Source organism: Pantoea sp. WEP (assembly GCF_041678305.1).
GTDB classification, from domain to species: Bacteria; Pseudomonadota; Gammaproteobacteria; order Enterobacterales; family Enterobacteriaceae; genus Pantoea; species Pantoea dispersa.
Genome location: NZ_JBGNXB010000001.1, coordinates 3,167,645 through 3,185,423, shown reverse-complemented (window position 1 = coordinate 3,185,423; position 17,779 = coordinate 3,167,645). Strand labels below are relative to the sequence as shown.

Below are 17,779 nucleotides of genomic sequence, written 5' to 3'. Positions count from 1 at the left end.
ATTGTCTCCGTTAAAAACCGGCAGCGCTGCCGTTGCTGCGAGGATCAAACGCGCCTTCCAGCATGCCATTGTTGTGTCTGACGATGGCGCCAGCGTGGCCCACCACTTCACTGTATTCAGCCAGCAGTTCGACCTCATGACCGAGCGCGCGCAGTTGCTGCACGGTTTCAGGCGCGATGCGCGCCTCCAGCTTGAGGGAGTCCGAGGATTGGCCCCACGTGCGGCCAAGTAGCCAGCGCGGTGCGCTGACCGCCTGCTGCAGCGGCTGGCTCTGAATGACATAGCGGGTAAAGATCGCTGCCTGGGTTTGCGGCTGGCCATCACCGCCCATTGAGCCGTACACCAGCGTGCGGCCATCCTTCAGGCGCGCCGCCGCTGGATTGAGCGTATGGAACGGCTGTTTGCCCGGTGCCAGCGTCAGCAGGTGATCCGGCTGCAGGCTGAACGCCGCGCCACGGTTTTGCCAGGTAATACCGGTGCCGGGCAGCACGACGCCGCTGCCAAATTCGTGGTAAATGCTCTGGATAAAGGAGACCGCCAGGCCGCTGCTGTCCATCACCCCCATCCACACGGTATCGCCCGGTCCGCGTCCGGTGCCCCAGGGCGCGGCGCGATCGTCCCGCACCTGCGCGGCCAGCGTGCCGAGATGATCGGCATTCAGCAGTGACTGCACATCAATCGCCATGTGACGCGGATCGGTGATGTGTTGATCGCGCAGGGCAAAGGCCTGTTTGGTGGCTTCAACGATGCGGTGCACCGTCTGCGCTTCACTGGCGTTGGTCATCGCCAGACGATCGGTGATCCCGAGGATCGCCAGCGACACCAGCCCCTGCGTTGGCGGCGTCATGTTCCAGATATCGCCTTCGCTGTGCGCGAGGTGCAGCGGCGTGCAGCGCCGGGCGCGCTGCCGGTGTAAATCGTCCAGCGTAATCGGCATGCCGAGCGCGCCCATTTCGCGCGCCAGATGGTGCGCCAGCTCACCGCGATAAAAGCTCTCCAGCCCTTGCTCGCTCAGCACGCTCAGCGTCTGCGCCAGCGCCGGCTGGGTAAAACGACTGCCGGCGGCAGGCGGTGCGCCATCAGGCAGAAAGGTGGCAGCAAAACCGGGCTGATGTTGCAGCTCATGCTGTTTTGCCGCCGTCGCTGCCGCCTGGGAGGCGGTGACCGGAATGCCATCGGCCGCATAGCGAATCGCATCGCGCAGCAAACGGCTCAGCGGCAGCGGCGTCGCGCCCAGTTCGTGCGCCAGCGTCAGCGCTTCCTGCCAGCCGCTGACGGTGCCGGCAACCGTCAGTGCCGCTTTAGGGCCGCGATGCGGAATATGGCTCTCACCGTGATAGAAGTCGGGGTGCGCCAGCGAGCCGGCGGCGCCGCTGGCATCGATAGCAATCGGATCGCCGCCGGGCGGCACCACCAGCCAGAAGCCGTCGCCGCCGAGGCCATTCATGTGCGGATAGACCACCGCAATGGTCGCCGCGGCGGCCACCATGGCTTCCAGCGCGTTGCCGCCTTCACGCAGAACCGCCAGTGCGCTTTCGCTGGCAAGGTGATGTGGCGTCACCGCCATGCCCATCGGGGCCATATTGCTTTGAATCATAATGAACTGTTCCCGGATTATTCTTTGGTAGCGGCGCGATTTGGCGCGCTGGATAGGGAAAACAAGCGCAACAAATTGCGCCGCTACCAGTCTGTACTAATGGTAAAGCAAGAGCCGTTCCAGTTTTGGTGTTACGCCAGCCTGGATCGATTTATGCTAGCTTGTGATGAAACGAAAGTTACAGGACCGATGATGAAACAGCTCGATGAACGCCTTCGCAGTCACTATCCGCAACTGTCGCCGCAGGAGCAGCGCATTGCTGACTTTGTGTTTGACCACTTTGATGATCTGATTAGCTATAACAGCGCTGAGCTGGCGCGGCTCAGCGGCGTATCAAAGGCCACGGTAAGCCGGCTGTTCAAACGCCTCGGCTATGAAAAATACAAAGACATGCGTGATGAGCTGCGCACCCTGCGCCAGAGCGGAATGCCGCTGACCGATAACCGCGATGCGGTGCAGGGCAACACGCTGCTGTCACGTCATTACAAGCAGGAGATGGCGAACCTGACGCAGTGGGTCAACAGCATTGACGCCCGGCAGTTTAGCGAGGTGATTGCCGCGCTTGGCGCCGCACGGCGGGTGTTCATCATTGGGATGCGCAACGCGTATCCGGTGGCGCTGCACCTGCGTCAGCAGCTGCTGCAGGCGCGCGCTCAGGTGCAGGTGTTGCCGCAGCCAGGCCAGACGCTGGGCGAAGAGCTGGTGGACATGACGCCGGAAGATGTGGTGGTGGTGATGGCGTTTCGCCGCCGGCCACGCATCATTCGTCCACTGATGCAGCAGCTGCAGCAGAGCGGCATCCCGGTGCTGGTGCTGTGCGAACCGCAGGCGCAGGGCATTCTCACCCTGGCGCGCTGGCAGCTGTGCGCACCGCTCGACAGCGTTTCCGCCTTTGACAGCTACGCCTCGGCAATGAGCCTGATCAACCTGCTGGCCAACGCGCTACTGCACGAAATGCTGTCGCAGGGGCGTCAGCGCATTCATCAAATTGCCGATCTTTACCAGCAGCTCGACGAGCTGGAACACCGCTAAAGGGCACCGTTTTGGTGCTTTGCACCTTTTTTGATCGCGTCTGCTAACGGGGTGCTCCCCGTTAAGATGCGCCCTTAATCGCCTTAAATCCTCCGCTTAGCCGCTGCGTTTGCTGCCCGTTGTGGTTGGCACATTAGTTGCAAATCAATTTATCAAGAATCTTTTGTTTCACCATTAACTCACCGGGGTGCATAATGAACAAAGTATTACTGGCAGTAGCAGGGGCAGCATTGCTGCTGGCGCAGGCAGGCAGCGCCATGGCCGATCAGCTGCAGGATATCCAGAAGCGTGGCGTGATTCGCGTGGCGGTGCCGCAGGACTTCCCGCCGTTTGGCTCGGTCGGTACCGATTTGCAGCCGCAGGGCTATGACATCGACATGGCGAAATACCTCGCGAAGCAGATGAAACTGAAGTTGCAGCTGGTGCCGGTGACCAGTGCCAACCGCGTACCGTATCTGCAGACCGACAAGGTCGACCTGGTGATCTCCAGCATGGGCAAAAACGCCGAGCGCGAAAAAGTGATCGACTTCAGCCGCGCCTACGCACCGTTCTTCCTCGGCGTGTTCGGCCCGAAAGGCGAGACGCTGAAAGATGCGGCGGCGCTGAGCGGTAAATCGATTGGCGTAACGCGCGGTGCGGTAGAGGACATGGTGCTGAGCGATGTCGCCCCGAAAGATGCCCAGGTGAAGCGCTACGAAGATAACAACACCACGCTGTCCGCCTATCTCTCCGGTCAGGTGCAGTATGTCGCCACCGGTAACCTGGTGGTCGCGGCGATTGCGCGCCAGAACGCGGAAAAAGCCCCGGTGCCGCAGTTTATGCTGAAAGATTCACCGTGCTTTATCGGCCTGAAAAAGAATGAGCCAGCGCTGAAAGAGAAAGTGAACGCACTGATTGAGCAGGGTATTAAAGACGGCACGCTGAACAAGCTGTCGGAAGAGTGGCTGAAAGCGCCGCTGCCTGCCAACCTCGGCGCATAACAGGAACGGCCAATGATTGGGCAACTTAACTTTGCAGATCTCTGGCCGCACTGGCCAGAGCTGCTGGCCGGACTGTGGGTCACGGTGCAGCTTACGGTGCTGGCGACGGTGGGCGGTGTCGGACTGGGTATTCTCGGCGCGGCGCTGCGCAGCGGCAAACCGGGCTGGGCCAGCCGCCTGTGGGGCATCTACGTCGAGCTGATTCGCAACACGCCGTTTGTGGTACAGCTGTTTTTTATCGTGTTTGGTCTGCCTAATCTCGGGCTGAAACTGACGGCCGGTGAAGCGGCGCTGCTGGCGATGCTGATTAACCTTGGCGCCTACAGCACTGAAATCATTCGTGCCGGTATCCAGGTCACGCCGCGCGGGCAGTGGGAAGCGGGGCGCGTGCTCGGGCTGAGCCGCACGCAAACCTTCATCCGCGTGGTGCTGCCGCCCTCGCTGCAGCGCATTTATCCGGCGCTGGTCAGCCAGTGCATCATTGTGATGCTCGGCTCGTCGGTGGTGTCGCAGGTCTCTTATGAAGAGCTGACGTTTGCCGCCAACCTGATTCAGTCGCGCACCTTTTTGAGTTTTGAAGTTTATCTGGTGACCACGCTGATCTATCTGGCGTTGTCGATTGCCATGCGTCAGCTGCTGCTGGCGCTGGGTCGCAAATGGTTTGGAGCGCAGCCGGCATGACAACGTTTACTGACTGGGACATCCTGCGCAACCTGCTGCTGGCGGCGCGCTGGACGATTTTGCTGTCGCTGGTGGCCTTTTTCGGCGGCACGCTGGTGACACTGCCGCTGCTGTTTCTGCGTCTGCTGCAGCGTCGCTGGCTCACCCGCCTGATTCGCTGTTATACCGAGCTGTTTCAGGGCACGCCGCTGCTGATGCAGCTGTTTCTTGCCTTCTTCGGCGTTGGCCTGTTCGGCATCGACGTCGCGCCCTGGACGGCGGCGTCGCTGGCGCTGACGCTGTATACCAGCGCGTTTTTACTGGATATCTGGTACGGCAGCATTCGCGCGCTGCCAAAAGGGCAGTGGGAAGCGTCGCGCTGCCTCGGCCTGAACTTTGGCCAGACGCTGTATCGCGTGGTGGCACCGCAGGCTATCCGCATCGCCATCGCGCCGACCGTTGGCTTTGCCGTGCAGGTGATCAAGGGCACCGCGCTGGCGTCGATTATCGGCTTTGTCGAGCTGACCAAAGCCGGCACCATTCTCAACAATGTGACGTATCAGCCCTTCAAGGTGTTTGGCCTGGTGGCGCTCGGTTACTTCCTGATGTGTTATCCGCTGTCGCGTTACAGCCAGTACCTGGAGAAAAAATTCAATGCCGCTCATCACCATTAATCAGGTCCAGAAGTACTACGGTGATAACCACGTACTGAAAGGGGTCGATCTGGATATCGACAACGGCGAAGTGATTTCCATTATTGGCCGCAGCGGCTCCGGTAAAAGTACCCTGCTGCGCTGCATGAACGGGCTGGAAGGCTATCAGGAAGGCAGCATTAAACTGGGCGGCATGACGATTACCGATCGTGAATCGCAGGCGCGTGAAATCAGCCGCTCGGTGGGCATGGTGTTTCAGAACTTTAACCTGTTTCCGCACATGACCGCGCTGGAAAACGTGATGCTGGCACCGCGCCGCGTGCTGAAAAAGAGCGAGGCGGAGTGCCGCACGCTGGCCACGCAGATGCTGGAAAAAGTCGGGCTCGGCGAACGCCTCAATTACTACCCGGCCAACCTGTCGGGCGGTCAGCAGCAGCGCGTGGCGATTGCCCGTGCACTGGCGATGCAGCCAAAAGTTTTACTCTGTGACGAAATCACCTCGGCGCTCGATCCGGAGCTGGTGGGTGAAGTACTGAAAGTGCTGGAGCAGCTGGCCGCCGAAGGCATGACGCTGATTCTCGTCACCCATGAAATGAACTTCGCCCGCGACGTGGGCGACCGCGTGGTGTTTATGCATCAGGGACGCGTGTGGGAGCAGGGCGACAGCAAAACGCTGTTTGCAAACCCACAAACCGCCGAGCTGAAGCAGTTTATTTCGACCGTGCGTCTGTAACCGAACAATAAGGAACCCCTCATGGATATCAGCCAGTTCTCGCAAATCAATCCGCCACAGCGTCTGCTGATGGGACCGGGCCCGATCAACGCCGACCCGCGCGTGCTGCGCGCCATGTCGAGCCAGCTGCTTGGGCAGTACGATCCGGCGATGACGCACTATATGAACGAGGTGATGGCGCTGTACCGTGGCGTATTCCGCACTGAAAACCGCTGGACCCTGCTGATTGATGGCACCTCACGCGCCGGTATCGAAGCCATCCTGCTGTCGGCGATTCGTCCGGGCGATAAAGTGCTGGTGCCGGTGTTCGGCCGCTTCGGCCATCTGCTGTGCGAAATTGCCCGTCGCTGCCGCGCGGAAGTCCATACCATCGAGGTGCCGTGGGGCGAGGTATTTACCCCGGATCAGATCGAAGATGCGATCAAAAAAGTCAAACCGCGCCTGCTGCTGACGGTGCAGGGCGATACCTCAACCACCATGCTGCAACCGCTGGAGCAGCTCGGTGCGATTTGTCGCCAGTACGGCGTGCTGTTGTACACCGATGCCACCGCATCGCTGGGCGGCAACCCGCTGGAAACCGATGCCTGGGGGCTGGATGCGGTCTCTGCCGGGATGCAGAAATGCCTCGGCGGTCCGTCCGGCACCTCGCCGATCACCCTGAGCCCGCAAATGGAAGCGGTGATCCGCCAGCGTAAGTGCGTGGAGCAGGGCATCCGCACCGACGCACATCAGGATGGCGTCGACGAGATGATCTACTCCAACTACTTCGATCTCGGCATGATCATGGATTACTGGGGACCGGAGCGGCTCAACCATCATACCGAAGCCACCTCGGCGCTGTTTGGCGCACGCGAATGTGCCCGTCTGATCCTGCAGGAAGGGCTGGATAACGGCATCGCGCGCCACAAGCTGCACGGTGATGCGCTGCTGAAAGGTATTCAGGGCATGGGGCTGGAAACCTTTGGCGATCTCAGACACAAGATGAATAACGTGCTTGGCGTGGTGATCCCGCAGGGCATCAACGGCGACCAGGTACGCAAATTGATGCTGGACGATTTCGGCATTGAGATCGGCACCTCGTTCGGTCCGCTGCACGGCAAAGTGTGGCGCATCGGCACCATGGGCTACAACGCGCGCAAAGATTGCGTGATGCTGACGCTGAGCGCGCTGGAGTCCGTGCTGAATCACGTCGGTTTCCGCACCACTCAGGGCGCGGCGCTGCAGGCTGCCTGGGACCACTACGGGAGCCACGCATGAGTCATAGCCTGATGAGCGCCGGTGAGGCGCAGTCAGCGGCGGCGCGGGTGATGGCGCGCTGTGACGCGCTGGCAGCAATCAGTGAAAGCGAGGAGGGACTGACCCGCGTCTATCTGTCGCCGGAGCAGGTGCGCGCCAACGCGCGCGTTGCTGAGTGGATGCAGGCGGCAGGTATGCACACCTGGCAGGATGCGGTCGGCAATATCTGCGGTCGCTATGAAGCGGCGGAGCCGGGCGCACCGGCGCTGCTGCTCGGCTCGCACCTTGATACCGTGCGCAACGCCGGACGTTACGACGGCATGCTGGGCGTGCTCAGCGCCATCGAAACCGTGCAGTGGCTGCACGACCATCAGCAGCGCCTGCCGCTGGCGATTGAAATTGTCGGCTTCGGCGATGAAGAGGGCACGCGCTTTGGCATCACGCTGCTTGGCAGCCGCGGCCTCACCGGCAGCTGGCCGGAGAGCTGGGTGTCACATCCGGACGGTAACGGTATTACGGTGGCGCAGGCGATGCAGGACCTCGGCCTGGACGCGGCGCTGATCCCGCAGGCGGCACGTGAGGTGAGCGACATTGTGGCTTATCTCGAACTGCACATTGAGCAGGGACCGTGCCTGGAACAGGACGATCTGGCGCTTGGTGTGGTAACGGCAATAAACGGCGCGCGCCGTCTTAACTGCCGCTTTGTCGGAGAGGCCGGTCATGCCGGCACGGTGCCGATGACGCACCGCAAAGACGCGCTGGCAGCAGCGGCAGAGTGGATGGTGTTTGTGGAACAGGCCACGCAGGATCAGGATGCGCAGCTGGTGGCCACGGTGGGCACGCTGAGCTGTCTGCCGGGCGCCGTTAACGTTATCCCCGGCGAGGTGCAGCTGTCGCTGGACGTGCGCGGACCGCAGGATGAACCGCTGGAACGTCTGCTCTCCAGCCTGCTGACCCAGGCGGAAGCCATCGCGCTGCGGCGCGGGCTCAGCTTCAGCGCTAACGAGTACTATCGCATCGCGGCCACCGCCTGTGATACGCGGCTGCAGCAGGCGCTGAGCCATGCGGTAGAAACCGTGCAGGGGCGCAGTCTGGCGCTGCCGAGCGGAGCCGGTCACGACGCGATCGCGATGGCTGAGCGCTGGCCGGTAGGCATGCTGTTTGTGCGCAACCATCGCGGTATCAGCCATCATCCGGCGGAATCGGTGCAGGTGGCCGATGTGGCGCTCGGTGTACAGGCCTATCTGCAGGCGGTGTGCGATCTGGCGCGCAGCTAAAGGAGCCGCGAAATGGATCTGAACGATTTTAATCAGGCGAGCACCGCGCAGGCGCAGGCGGCGATTGCCCACTGCGTGGCGATTCCCGCCTGGCAGCAGGCGCTGGTGGCGGCGCGGCCGTTCGCCAGCCTGACGGCGCTGTACACCACGGCGCAACAGCTGGCGCTGGCGTGGCAGGGCGACGCCTTGCGACAGGCGCTGAGCGCCCATCCGCGCATCGGCGAAAAAGCGCAGGGCGCGGGTAAAGAGGCCGCGCTGTCGCAGCAGGAACAGGCGGCGATGCAGCAGGCTAACGGCGCGCTGCAACTGGCGATGCTGGCCGGTAATGAGCGCTATGAGCAGCGCTTCGGCCGGGTGTTTCTGATTCGCGCCAAAGGGCGCAGCGGCGAGCAGATGCTGGCGGAATTACAGCGCAGGCTCAACAATGATGAAGAGACTGAGCAGCAGGAAGCACTGGCGCAGCTGCGGGAAATTACCCTGTTACGGCTTAAGGAGAGCATCACATGAGCACTATCACTACCCATATTCTCGACACCGCGCTGGGCAAACCGGCGATTGGCGTCGCGATGTCGCTGGAGCAGAACAGCCCTGAGGGATGGCTGCCAGTGGCCGAGGGCGAAACCGACAGCGACGGGCGCATCAAAGATCTCACGCCTGAACCGCTGGCGCCGGGCCACTATCGCTTAACCGCGGAGATCGGTGACTATTTCGCCGCCGACGGGCGTGATGCGCTGTACGTCAGCGCGCAGATTGATTTTGTGATTGGCTCCGCCGGCAGCCATTATCACCTGCCGTTCCTCATTTCCCCGTGGTCGTGGTCGACCTACCGCGGGAGTTAATCCAGGTCGCCATAAATGGCGCAATGCTTGTCTGTTAAATTGTAAATCCGCTTAACAACGGTTGCGTTTTGGTAGCGGCGCAATTTATTGCGCGATGAATCGCGCCGCTACGAATCTTGTGCGACTTGCAGTACCGGCTTCATACCCTCTCAGGCCCGCTGAAATTCGTGCTCTCTATCACAAACCTCGCGCTTGAAAGCCAGTAACTATCAAAACCTTCGGTCCATCCAAATATATTCTGCAACACGGTGCGGTTATCTTAACCGGACAACGTGAAGCCAATGGAGCCGAGAAATGAGCACGCCCGAAAATAATGATAATGCAGCCGCCTCAGGAAAATGCCCCTTTCATCATGGAGCATCGGAAGAGAAAAGCGTTTTAGCGCGTGGCGCCGGAAGCGGGACCACCAACCGCGACTGGTGGCCAAACATGCTGCGCGTCGATCTGTTAAACCAGCATTCCAGCCGTTCTAACCCCCTCAGTGACAATTTCAACTACCGTGAAGAGTTCAGCAAGCTGGATTACGCCGCGCTGAAAGCCGACATTCGTGCGCTGCTGACCGACTCGCAATCCTGGTGGCCTGCCGACTGGGGCAGCTACATCGGCTTGTTTATCCGTATGGCATGGCACAGCGCCGGTACCTACCGCACCATCGACGGTCGTGGCGGTTCCGGGCGTGGCCAGCAGCGCTTTGCGCCGCTCAACTCCTGGCCGGATAACGTCAGCCTCGACAAAGCACGTCGTCTGCTGTGGCCGGTGAAACAGAAGTATGGTCAGAAAATTTCCTGGGCCGATCTCTACATTCTTGCCGGTAACGTGTCGCTGGAAAACGCCGGCTTCCGTACCTTTGGCTTTGGTGCCGGTCGTGAAGATGTCTGGGAACCGGACATGGACGTGGACTGGGGACATGAGACCGAATGGCTGGCGCACCGCCATCCGGAAAGCCTGGCAAACGCGCCGCTCGGTGCGACGGAAATGGGCCTGATCTACGTGAACCCGGAAGGTCCGGAAGCCAGCGGCGATCCGCGCTCGGCGGCCCCGGCGATTCGCGCTACCTTCGGCAACATGGGCATGAACGATGAAGAGATCGTCGCGCTGATTGCCGGCGGTCACACGCTGGGTAAAACGCACGGTGCCGCTGCGGCCAGCCACGTGGGCGTCGATCCGGAAGCCTCGCCGCTGGAAGCGCAGGGTCTGGGCTGGCACAGCAGCTACGGCAGCGGTGCCGGTGCCGATGCCATCACTTCCGGTCTGGAAGTGGTATGGACGCAAACCCCAACGCAGTGGAGCAACTACTTCTTCGAGAACCTGTTCAAATATGAGTGGGTACAAACGCACAGCCCGGCGGGCGCGATTCAGTTCGAAGCGGTTGATGCCGAAGCGATTATCCCGGATCCGTTCGATCCAGAGAAAAAACGCAAGCCGACCATGCTGGTCACCGACCTGACGCTGCGTTTCGATCCGGAGTTCGAGAAGATTTCGCGTCGTTTCCTCAACGATCCGCAGGCGTTCAACGAAGCCTTCGCCCGTGCCTGGTTTAAACTGACGCACCGCGATATGGGTCCAAAAGCGCGCTACCTCGGTCCGGAAGTGCCGAAGGAAGATCTGCTGTGGCAGGATCCGTTACCGCAGGCCACGCATCAGCCGACGCCGGATGACATCACCGATCTGAAAGCGAAAATTGCCGCTTCGGGTCTGAGCGTCAGCCAGCTGGTCTCTGCGGCCTGGGCGTCTGCTTCCACCTTCCGTGGCGGCGATAAACGCGGCGGGGCAAACGGTGCCCGTCTGGCGCTGGCGCCGCAGAACGGCTGGGCGGTCAACGCCAGTGTCACCCGCGATGTGCTGCCGGTGCTGCAGAAGATTCAGCAGGAGTCAGGTAAAGCGTCGCTGGCGGATGTGATTGTGCTGGCGGGCAGCGTCGGGATTGAGCAGGCGGCAGCAGCGGCAGGTGTCGCGGTGCAGGTGCCGTTCACGCCGGGCCGCGTGGATGCGCGTCAGGACCAGACGGATGTCGAGTCATTCAACGTACTGCAGCCGCTGGCCGATGGTTTCCGTAACTATCGCCGCGTACAGGGCGGTTCTTCCACCGAAACCCTGCTGCTGGACAAAGCGCAACAGCTGACGCTGAGCGCGCCAGAGCTGACGGTACTGCTGGGTGGTCTGCGCGTGCTGGGCACCAACTTCGACGGCAGCGCGCACGGCGTGTTTACCGATCGCGTGGGCGTGCTGAGCAACGACTTCTTCATCAATCTGCTGGATATGCGCACCGCATGGCGCGCCACTGATGAGAGCGCTGAGCTGTTCGAAGGCCGCGATCGTCAGAGCGGAGAAGTGAAGTACAGCGCCACTCGCGCCGATCTGGTGTTTGGTTCTAACGCCATCCTGCGCGCGCTGGCGGAAGTTTACGCCAGCAGCGATGCGAAGCAGAAGTTCGTTAACGACTTCGTGGCCGCCTGGACCAAAGTGATGAACCTCGACCGGTTCGATCTGTAATCCCCTGAGCCGCAGCGTCATGCGCTGCGGCTTATTCCTGCTTATACCTCACGAAATGCCTCAAACGGCAGATTAAAGCGTCGCGCCAGCGCCGCCTTATGCTTGTCCGTCAATCTGCGCTCGCCTTTCAGAATGCGATTCACATACGAACGGTGACCGATTTCTGCCACGAAAGAGGATTGATTCAGACCGTGCTGATCCATCAGCACCCGCAGCAGCGCTACGCCGCCCGGCAGCGCCTGAGTGCGTGCATTAAACGCGGCAAATTCCGCTGCGGTTTCTTCATACTTCGCGACTTTAACGGCCAGCATCTCGATCAGCGGATGCCCCGGCTGATGCTCAACCAGGTATTCCACCAGTTCAAGCGCCTGTTCATAATCGGCTCTGGACTGACTCCCGCCCAGCAGCGGCACGGCTTTAATCAGATTGTTGGAGGCCTGAATCGCTTCGCTAATCATTCTTTGTTCTCCCGGTAATGCTTAACCAGCTTGTCATACTCAGCATGCGTCACGATATGCTTTACGAAGACTCTTTTTGCCACAAAATCCGCAAAGAACATCAGCCGGAGATTGTTGCCGCCGACATTAATTACCCACCATTTTGCCCGATACTTCATGCGATCCAGGCTGGGAAACCAGGCTTTTAACGCCTGTGGATCGGCAAAATCATGGCCGCTTAATAGTCGGTAAGTGGCATCCAGCGCTGCGGCATCATTAGGAAATCTCTGTGTCGCTTCGTTAAACACTTTCCTTGAGATAATGTGCATCATTCCCTCGAACTGTTCCAGGGTGGAAACATTGTAACGCACAACATAGAATGTTTCCACACGGGAAACAACAGGGCGGGAGGAAATATGGAAGCCGCATCGCAGGGATGCGGCTAAAAGATTACTTCAGCGTATATTCATCCGCGTCGCGCCAGGCCGGGAAGCGTTCGCGATAGTCCTGCAGCGCCTCCAGTGATAACTCGGCGTCGAGGCGCGCGCGGGCGAAGGGTTCAGCGGCCGCGAGGATCTCACCCTGCGGCGAGATGATCCGGCTGTCGCCGCTGTATTGATGCTGATTGCCGTCACTGCCGACGCGGTTACACCCGGCTACATAGGCCTGATTCTCAATAGCGCGCGCCAGCAGCAGCGCCTGCCAGTGCAGCGCGCGCGGTGCCGGCCAGTTGGCGACGTACAGCGCCAGATCGTAATCATTCTGGTTGCGCGAAAACACCGGGAAGCGCAGGTCGTAGCAAATCTGCGGCAAAATACGCCAGCCGCGCCAGTGGAACACCTCGCGCGTTTCACCGGGTACATAGTGCTGGTGCTCACTGGCCATGCGGAACAGATGACGTTTGTCGTACTGGTGCAGCGTGCCGTCGGGCTCCACCAGCAGGAAACGGTTTACCGCGCCCTGGTCGCTCTGAATCGCCGCGCTGCCGCCGACCAGGGCATTCAGGGCTTTGGCATGACCGTGCAGCCACGCTACCACCTGATCCTGCGGCAGCGAACTGGCCGCCGCCTCCATGGCGAAGCCGGTGGTAAACATCTCCGGCAGCAGGATGACATCGCGGCCCGTCAAGCCCTGCAGCACCTCATCAAAATGGCGCAGGTTGGCCGCGCCATCCATCCAGCTCAGGGTTTCCTGTAATACGGTAAGTTTTAAAGCTGACATAAACGCTCCGCAGCGGCGTCGAGCGTCGCTTCCTGTTTAGCAAAGCACAGGCGAATGAGCTTGTGCGGGAAAGGGTCCGCGCAGAACACCGACAGCGGTATCGCCGCCACGCCCACTTCGCGGGTTAACCACTGGCAGAAACTGACATCATCCAAATCGGAAATGGCGCTGTAATCCACCAGCAGGAAATAGGTGCCGGCACAGGGCAGCACCTTAAACCGGCTGGCGGCCAGCGCCTGCGTCAGACGGTCACGCCGGGCGCGATAGAATGCCGGCAGCGCATCAATATGGTCCGGCTGCTGGCGCAGCATATCGGCAATCGCCAGCTGCGCCGGGGTATTCACTGAAAAGGTGAGATACTGATGCACTTTGCGAATTTCGGCGCTGATCGCCGCCGGAGCGATGCAGTAACCCACTTTCCAGCCGGTCATATGAAAGGTTTTGCCGAAGGATGAGACTGCGATGGCGCGCTGACGCAGGTCGGCATGTGCCAGCACGCTGGCATGGCCCTGCTCATCGAAACAGATGTGCTCATAGACTTCATCGCTGAGCACATAAATTTCCTGTCCGGCGATCGCCTGCCACAGCGCGGCGTAGTCGCTGGCGTGCCACACGGTGGCGGACGGATTATGCGGCGTGTTGACGATCACCAGCCGGGTGCGCGCGCCGAGCAGGCTGCTGAAGGCCTGCCAGTCGACCTGAAAAGCGGGCGGCTGCAGCGCGATGCGTTTCAGCACGCCGCCAGCCAGCTGAACCGCCGGCGCATAGCTGTCGTAACTGGGATCGAAGCAGATCGCCTCGTCGCCCGGCCGCACCAGCGCGGTGATCGCTGCATATAGCGCTTCGGTCGCGCCCGCTGTCACGGTGATGTCGCTGTTGATATCCGGCCGATGACCGTACATGTCTGCGGTTTTATCGGCGATCGCCTCGCGCAGCGGCAGGGTGCCAATCATCGGCGCGTACTGGTTAGCGCCTTCGCTGACGTGATGTGCCAGGCGCTGCTGCAAATAGCGCGGGCCGTCAAAATCGGGAAAGCCCTGTGACAGATTGATGGCGTTGTGCTGGGCGGCGAGGGCGCTCATTTGGGTAAAAATGGTGGTGCCGAGCGCCGGTAGTTTGCTCTCGGGGATCAGGTTGGGCTGCGTCATTATCGGGTGCCTTAAGCGCGAATGTCGTTGCGGAGTAACCTTGTGCTGCAGCCACTATAAACAGGATGTTAACACTTGGCAATCGAGACGCTTAGACGTCTAAACGTGGCTGGCACAGACGCTGAGTGCGCTTATCCGCTGCCGCAGGCCATAAAAAAAGCCTCCGGCTGGAGGCTTTTTGCGGTTACGCCGCTTCGCTGGGGCGGGCGCTCGGTTTGGGTTTGCTGTCCGGTTTCGCCACCGCCAGCGCCTCGGGCGCAAAATCATCCACGTTAATGGCCTTCAGCCGGCTGGCTTCGGCCCGCGTCAGCACCTTCGCTTCACTCTCGTCAATCCAGCCTTCTTTCAGCGCGCGCTGGGCCAGCGCATCCAGCCGGGTGAAGGAGAAGTGTTTTTTCTGCTGCTGACACAGACGATCGTGAATCACTTCCGCCGCCATCACATCCTGCAGCGCCTGCTCCAGCTGACCGGCCGGGTTGTGCTCACTCGGCGTCAGATACTGGCCGCGGCCCAGACGGGTGCGGGTTGCGGACGGCAGCTGCAGCATTTTGGCCAGCTTATGATCCAGTTTATCGGACGGTGCCGGGCAGTGTTTCCCGCCGGCGAAAATCACCAGCCGCAGCGCACCTGCAACCAGGCGATTCGGGAAGTTGCGCAGCAGATCGTCCATCGCCACTTCCGCCTGATGCAGCGCATCCTGCACGCCCCAGTGCACCAGCGGCAGATCCGACTCGTTGCGGCCTTCATCGTCATAGCGTTTCAGCGTGGCGGATGCCAGATACATCTGGCTCAGCACATCGCCGAGGCGTGCCGAAATACGTTCGCGACGTTTCAGGCTACCGCCCAGCACCGCCATCGACACATCCGACAGCAGCGCAAGGTTGGCGCTCAGGCGGTTCAGCTGCTGATAGTAGCGGCGGGTCGCGTCACGCGTTGGCGTAGCGCTGGTGCGGCCGCCGGTCAGGCCAAGCCACAGGCTGCGCACTTTGTTGCTACCGACGTGGCCGATATGGCTGAACAGCGCGCGGTCAAAGGCGACGAGATCGTTGTTCGCGGCGGCGTTCATCTCTTCCAGCACCCACGGGTGGCAGCGGATTGCGCCCTGGCCAAAGATAATCATGCTGCGCGTCAGGATGTTCGCGCCCTCAACGGTGATGGCGATCGGGGCGCCCTGATAGGCACGCGCCAGGAAGTTATTCTCGCCAAGCATGATGCCTTTACCGCCGGCGATATCCATTGCATCAATGATGGCGCGCTGGCCGCGATGGGTGCAGTGGTATTTAACAATCGCTGACAGCACCGCCGGTTTTTCGCCCAGCATAATGCCGCTGGTGATCAGCGTCGCCGCCGCGTCCATCACGTAAGCGTTACCGGCGATGCGTGCCAGCGGCTCCTCAATCCCTTCCATTTTACCGATAGAGACTTTGAACTGGCGGCGAATGTGCGCGTAGGCACCGGTCGCCAGCGCCAGGCTTTTCAGGCTGCCGGTGGCGTTAGACGGCAGGGTAATGCCGCGTCCCACCGACAGGCACTCAACCAGCATACGCCAGCCCTGACCGGCCATCGCCGGACCGCCGATGATGTAATCGATCGGCACAAAGATATCTTTGCCGCGCGTCGGCCCGTTCTGGAACGGCACGTTCAGCGGGAAGTGACGTCTGCCAATCTCAACGCCTGGCGTGTGGGTCGGGATCAGCGCACAGGTAATGCCCAGCTCTTCGGTTTCGCCCAGCAGATGATCGGGGTCGGAGAGCTTGAAAGCGAGGCCGAGCACGGTGGCAATCGGTGCCAGGGTAATGTAGCGCTTGTTCCAGGTCAGGCGCATGCCCAGCACCTGCTGGCCCTGCCAGTCGCCCATGCACACCACGCCGGTATCCGGAATGGCACCGGCGTCGGAGCCCGCTTCCGGGCTGGTCAGCGCAAAGCAGGGGATTTCATCGCCGCGCGCGAGGCGTGGCAGGTAGTGATCTTTCTGCTCATCGGTACCGTAATGCTGCAGCAGTTCACCCGGGCCCAGCGAGTTCGGCACGCCGACGGTGATCGCCAGGATCCCGGACACGCCTGCCAGTTTTTGCAGCACACGCGCCTGCGCGTAAGCGGAAAACTCCAGACCGCCGTACTCTTTTTTGATGATCATGGCAAAGAAGCGGTGCTGCTTGAGGTAAGCCCACAGCTCCGGCGGCAGATCGGCCATTTCATGGGTGATTTCGAAGTCGTTAGCCATGCGGCAGGCTTCTTCCACCGGGCCATCCAGAAACGCCTGTTCCTCTTCGGTCAGGCGCGGCTGCGGATAGTTGTGCAGTTTCTGCCAGTCCGGTTTGCCGCGAAACAGATCGCCTTCCCACCAGGTGGTGCCGGCGTCGATCGCCTCTTTTTCGGTGCGCGACATCGGCGGCATCACCTTCTGGAAGCTGTGCAGAGCCGGCTTAGAAAACATGCTGCGGCGCATCGCCGGCAGGTTGAAAGGCAGCAGAATAATGGCCAGCGGCAGCAGCAGCCACGGCGTCCACAGGCCGGTGGCGGCCAGTGCCGCGGTCCACAGCAGCACAATCGCACTGCTGAGCCGCAGTGAAACCTGATGGTAGAAGAGGGCGCTAATTAACACCAGCGTCGCGATGATCGAGGCAAGCAACATAATGAACCGCTCCGTAAGTTGTAAGAGGTCTGACCTGTTAGTGATAAGGTTTAGAGCAGTGCACGAAATTTATCAATCTGTTTACATCGCAATTACAACCGAACTCACAAAATCGCGCCGGCAATTGGACGCCAGCGCGGCGTCGCGCTTTTCCCTGCTGCGGGCGCTTTGCGGCTCTGGCCCATTCCGTTAAACTTGCTGGGTCAATTTTCCTCTAAAGGACATCCCTATGTATCAGGACATTATTCGCTCAGAACTCAATGAAGCCGCCGATACGCTCAATAAGTTCCTGAGTGATGAAGCCAACATTCACGCCATTCAGCGCGCAGCCGTGCTGCTGGCCGACAGCTTCAAAGCCGGTGGCAAAGTGCTCTCCTGCGGCAACGGCGGCTCGCACTGCGATGCCATGCACTTCGCTGAGGAGCTGACCGGGCGCTACCGCGAAAATCGTCCTGGCTATCCGGCCATCGCCATTTCGGATGTCAGCCATCTCTCCTGCGTCAGCAACGATTTTGGCTACGACTATGTGTTCTCCCGCTACATCGAGGCGGTCGGGCGCGAGGGCGATGTGCTGCTGGGGCTGTCCACCTCGGGTAACTCGGCCAACATCATCAAAGCCGTAGAAGCCGCGCGCGCCAAAGGCATGAAAGTGATTACCCTGACCGGCAAAGACGGTGGCAAAATGGCCGGTACGGCCGATATCGAAATTCGCGTGCCGCACTTTGGTTATGCCGATCGCATTCAGGAGATTCACATCAAAGTGATCCATATCCTGATGCTGTTAATCGAAAAAGAGATGGTTAAGTGATGACGTGCTCCTCCCGCGCCCGCGGGAGGT

17 protein-coding genes are annotated in these 17,779 nt (G+C 60.6%); 11 read left to right on the top strand and 6 right to left on the bottom strand.

The genetic code is table 11. From position 1 onward, the window contains the following. Positions 1-10: 10 nt before the first annotated feature. Positions 11-1,597 carry a gamma-glutamyltransferase family protein gene (locus ABVR31_RS14965; protein ID WP_372773331.1) on the bottom strand — a complete coding sequence of 529 codons (1,587 nt, stop codon included), beginning with the start codon at positions 1,595-1,597 and terminating at the stop codon, positions 11-13. A 192-nt stretch (positions 1,598-1,789) separates the two neighbouring features. On the opposite strand from ABVR31_RS14965, the gene hpxU reads away from it, so the two are divergent. The 10 genes from hpxU to katG all read left to right on the top strand — a co-directional run bounded on the left by hpxU (position 1,790) and on the right by katG (position 11,500). Next, complete coding sequence (gene hpxU, locus ABVR31_RS14960) at positions 1,790-2,629, top strand: MurR/RpiR family transcriptional regulator HpxU (protein ID WP_021507298.1); 840 nt, start codon at positions 1,790-1,792, stop codon at positions 2,627-2,629. Positions 2,630-2,823: 194 nt separating this feature from the next. Continuing rightward, positions 2,824-3,609: a transporter substrate-binding domain-containing protein gene (locus ABVR31_RS14955; protein WP_031279673.1), complete on the top strand. Its 786-nt coding sequence runs from the start codon at positions 2,824-2,826 to the stop codon at positions 3,607-3,609. Positions 3,610-3,621: 12 nt separating this feature from the next. Beyond that, positions 3,622-4,290: an amino acid ABC transporter permease gene (locus tag ABVR31_RS14950; protein WP_021507296.1), complete on the top strand. Its 669-nt coding sequence runs from the start codon at positions 3,622-3,624 to the stop codon at positions 4,288-4,290. Continuing rightward, on the top strand, positions 4,287-4,943 hold the full coding sequence (locus tag ABVR31_RS14945) for an amino acid ABC transporter permease (RefSeq protein ID WP_021507295.1): 657 nt from the start codon (positions 4,287-4,289) through the stop codon (positions 4,941-4,943). The genes ABVR31_RS14950 and ABVR31_RS14945 overlap by 4 nt, the downstream gene beginning before the upstream one ends. Next, complete coding sequence (locus ABVR31_RS14940; protein WP_021507294.1) at positions 4,924-5,655, top strand: amino acid ABC transporter ATP-binding protein; 732 nt, start codon at positions 4,924-4,926, stop codon at positions 5,653-5,655. Before ABVR31_RS14945 ends, ABVR31_RS14940 begins: the two co-directional genes overlap by 20 nt. A 21-nt stretch (positions 5,656-5,676) precedes the next feature. Beyond that, positions 5,677-6,912 (top strand): alanine--glyoxylate aminotransferase family protein, encoded by a 1,236-nt coding sequence (locus tag ABVR31_RS14935; protein WP_058781166.1) that lies wholly within the window; start codon positions 5,677-5,679, stop codon positions 6,910-6,912. Further along, complete coding sequence (gene hpxK, locus ABVR31_RS14930; RefSeq protein WP_058758022.1) at positions 6,909-8,168, top strand: allantoate amidohydrolase; 1,260 nt, start codon at positions 6,909-6,911, stop codon at positions 8,166-8,168. The genes ABVR31_RS14935 and hpxK overlap by 4 nt, the downstream gene beginning before the upstream one ends. 12 nt (positions 8,169-8,180) lie before the next feature. Beyond that, positions 8,181-8,675, top strand: a complete 495-nt coding sequence (gene uraD, locus ABVR31_RS14925) for a 2-oxo-4-hydroxy-4-carboxy-5-ureidoimidazoline decarboxylase (RefSeq protein ID WP_058758021.1) — start codon at positions 8,181-8,183, stop codon at positions 8,673-8,675. Further along, the gene (gene uraH / locus ABVR31_RS14920) at positions 8,672-9,007 is read left to right on the top strand and encodes a hydroxyisourate hydrolase (RefSeq protein WP_021507290.1); all 336 of its coding nucleotides are present in this window, start codon (positions 8,672-8,674) and stop codon (positions 9,005-9,007) included. The genes uraD and uraH overlap by 4 nt, the downstream gene beginning before the upstream one ends. 294 nt (positions 9,008-9,301) lie before the next feature. Further along, the gene (gene katG, locus ABVR31_RS14915) at positions 9,302-11,500 is read left to right on the top strand and encodes a catalase/peroxidase HPI (RefSeq protein ID WP_262256383.1); all 2,199 of its coding nucleotides are present in this window, start codon (positions 9,302-9,304) and stop codon (positions 11,498-11,500) included. A gap of 41 nt (positions 11,501-11,541) precedes the next feature. On the opposite strand, the gene ABVR31_RS14910 is transcribed toward katG, so the two are convergent. From ABVR31_RS14910 to fadE, 5 genes are all read right to left on the bottom strand, one after another. Further along, positions 11,542-11,958: a type II toxin-antitoxin system HigA family antitoxin gene (locus tag ABVR31_RS14910; RefSeq protein ID WP_372773327.1), complete on the bottom strand. Its 417-nt coding sequence runs from the start codon at positions 11,956-11,958 to the stop codon at positions 11,542-11,544. Further along, complete coding sequence (locus ABVR31_RS14905) at positions 11,955-12,266, bottom strand: type II toxin-antitoxin system HigB family toxin (RefSeq protein WP_215480918.1); 312 nt, start codon at positions 12,264-12,266, stop codon at positions 11,955-11,957. The genes ABVR31_RS14910 and ABVR31_RS14905 overlap by 4 nt, the downstream gene beginning before the upstream one ends. 121 nt (positions 12,267-12,387) lie before the next feature. After that, positions 12,388-13,158, bottom strand: a complete 771-nt coding sequence (locus ABVR31_RS14900) for an amidohydrolase (protein ID WP_059010998.1) — start codon at positions 13,156-13,158, stop codon at positions 12,388-12,390. Continuing rightward, positions 13,146-14,306: a pyridoxal phosphate-dependent aminotransferase gene (locus ABVR31_RS14895; RefSeq protein WP_372773325.1), complete on the bottom strand. Its 1,161-nt coding sequence runs from the start codon at positions 14,304-14,306 to the stop codon at positions 13,146-13,148. Before ABVR31_RS14895 ends, ABVR31_RS14900 begins: the two co-directional genes overlap by 13 nt. Positions 14,307-14,490: 184 nt before the next feature. Then, on the bottom strand, positions 14,491-16,941 hold the full coding sequence (fadE, locus tag ABVR31_RS14890) for an acyl-CoA dehydrogenase FadE (RefSeq protein WP_372773323.1): 2,451 nt from the start codon (positions 16,939-16,941) through the stop codon (positions 14,491-14,493). A gap of 229 nt (positions 16,942-17,170) precedes the next feature. On the opposite strand from fadE, the gene lpcA reads away from it, so the two are divergent. Then, the gene (gene lpcA / locus ABVR31_RS14885) at positions 17,171-17,749 is read left to right on the top strand and encodes a D-sedoheptulose 7-phosphate isomerase (RefSeq protein ID WP_021507284.1); all 579 of its coding nucleotides are present in this window, start codon (positions 17,171-17,173) and stop codon (positions 17,747-17,749) included. Positions 17,750-17,779: the final 30 nt, after the last annotated feature.

Coding starts and splice junctions, on each gene's coding strand:
- ABVR31_RS14965 (WP_372773331.1), bottom strand. CDS start 1,597: ATGATTCAAAGCAATATGGCCCCGATGGGCATGGCGGTGACGCCACAT.
- hpxU (WP_021507298.1), top strand. CDS start 1,790: ATGAAACAGCTCGATGAACGCCTTCGCAGTCACTATCCGCAACTGTCG.
- ABVR31_RS14955 (WP_031279673.1), top strand. CDS start 2,824: ATGAACAAAGTATTACTGGCAGTAGCAGGGGCAGCATTGCTGCTGGCG.
- ABVR31_RS14950 (WP_021507296.1), top strand. CDS start 3,622: ATGATTGGGCAACTTAACTTTGCAGATCTCTGGCCGCACTGGCCAGAG.
- ABVR31_RS14945 (WP_021507295.1), top strand. CDS start 4,287: ATGACAACGTTTACTGACTGGGACATCCTGCGCAACCTGCTGCTGGCG.
- ABVR31_RS14940 (WP_021507294.1), top strand. CDS start 4,924: ATGCCGCTCATCACCATTAATCAGGTCCAGAAGTACTACGGTGATAAC.
- ABVR31_RS14935 (WP_058781166.1), top strand. CDS start 5,677: ATGGATATCAGCCAGTTCTCGCAAATCAATCCGCCACAGCGTCTGCTG.
- hpxK (WP_058758022.1), top strand. CDS start 6,909: ATGAGTCATAGCCTGATGAGCGCCGGTGAGGCGCAGTCAGCGGCGGCG.
- uraD (WP_058758021.1), top strand. CDS start 8,181: ATGGATCTGAACGATTTTAATCAGGCGAGCACCGCGCAGGCGCAGGCG.
- uraH (WP_021507290.1), top strand. CDS start 8,672: ATGAGCACTATCACTACCCATATTCTCGACACCGCGCTGGGCAAACCG.
- katG (WP_262256383.1), top strand. CDS start 9,302: ATGAGCACGCCCGAAAATAATGATAATGCAGCCGCCTCAGGAAAATGC.
- ABVR31_RS14910 (WP_372773327.1), bottom strand. CDS start 11,958: ATGATTAGCGAAGCGATTCAGGCCTCCAACAATCTGATTAAAGCCGTG.
- ABVR31_RS14905 (WP_215480918.1), bottom strand. CDS start 12,266: ATGCACATTATCTCAAGGAAAGTGTTTAACGAAGCGACACAGAGATTT.
- ABVR31_RS14900 (WP_059010998.1), bottom strand. CDS start 13,158: ATGTCAGCTTTAAAACTTACCGTATTACAGGAAACCCTGAGCTGGATG.
- ABVR31_RS14895 (WP_372773325.1), bottom strand. CDS start 14,306: ATGACGCAGCCCAACCTGATCCCCGAGAGCAAACTACCGGCGCTCGGC.
- fadE (WP_372773323.1), bottom strand. CDS start 16,941: ATGTTGCTTGCCTCGATCATCGCGACGCTGGTGTTAATTAGCGCCCTC.
- lpcA (WP_021507284.1), top strand. CDS start 17,171: ATGTATCAGGACATTATTCGCTCAGAACTCAATGAAGCCGCCGATACG.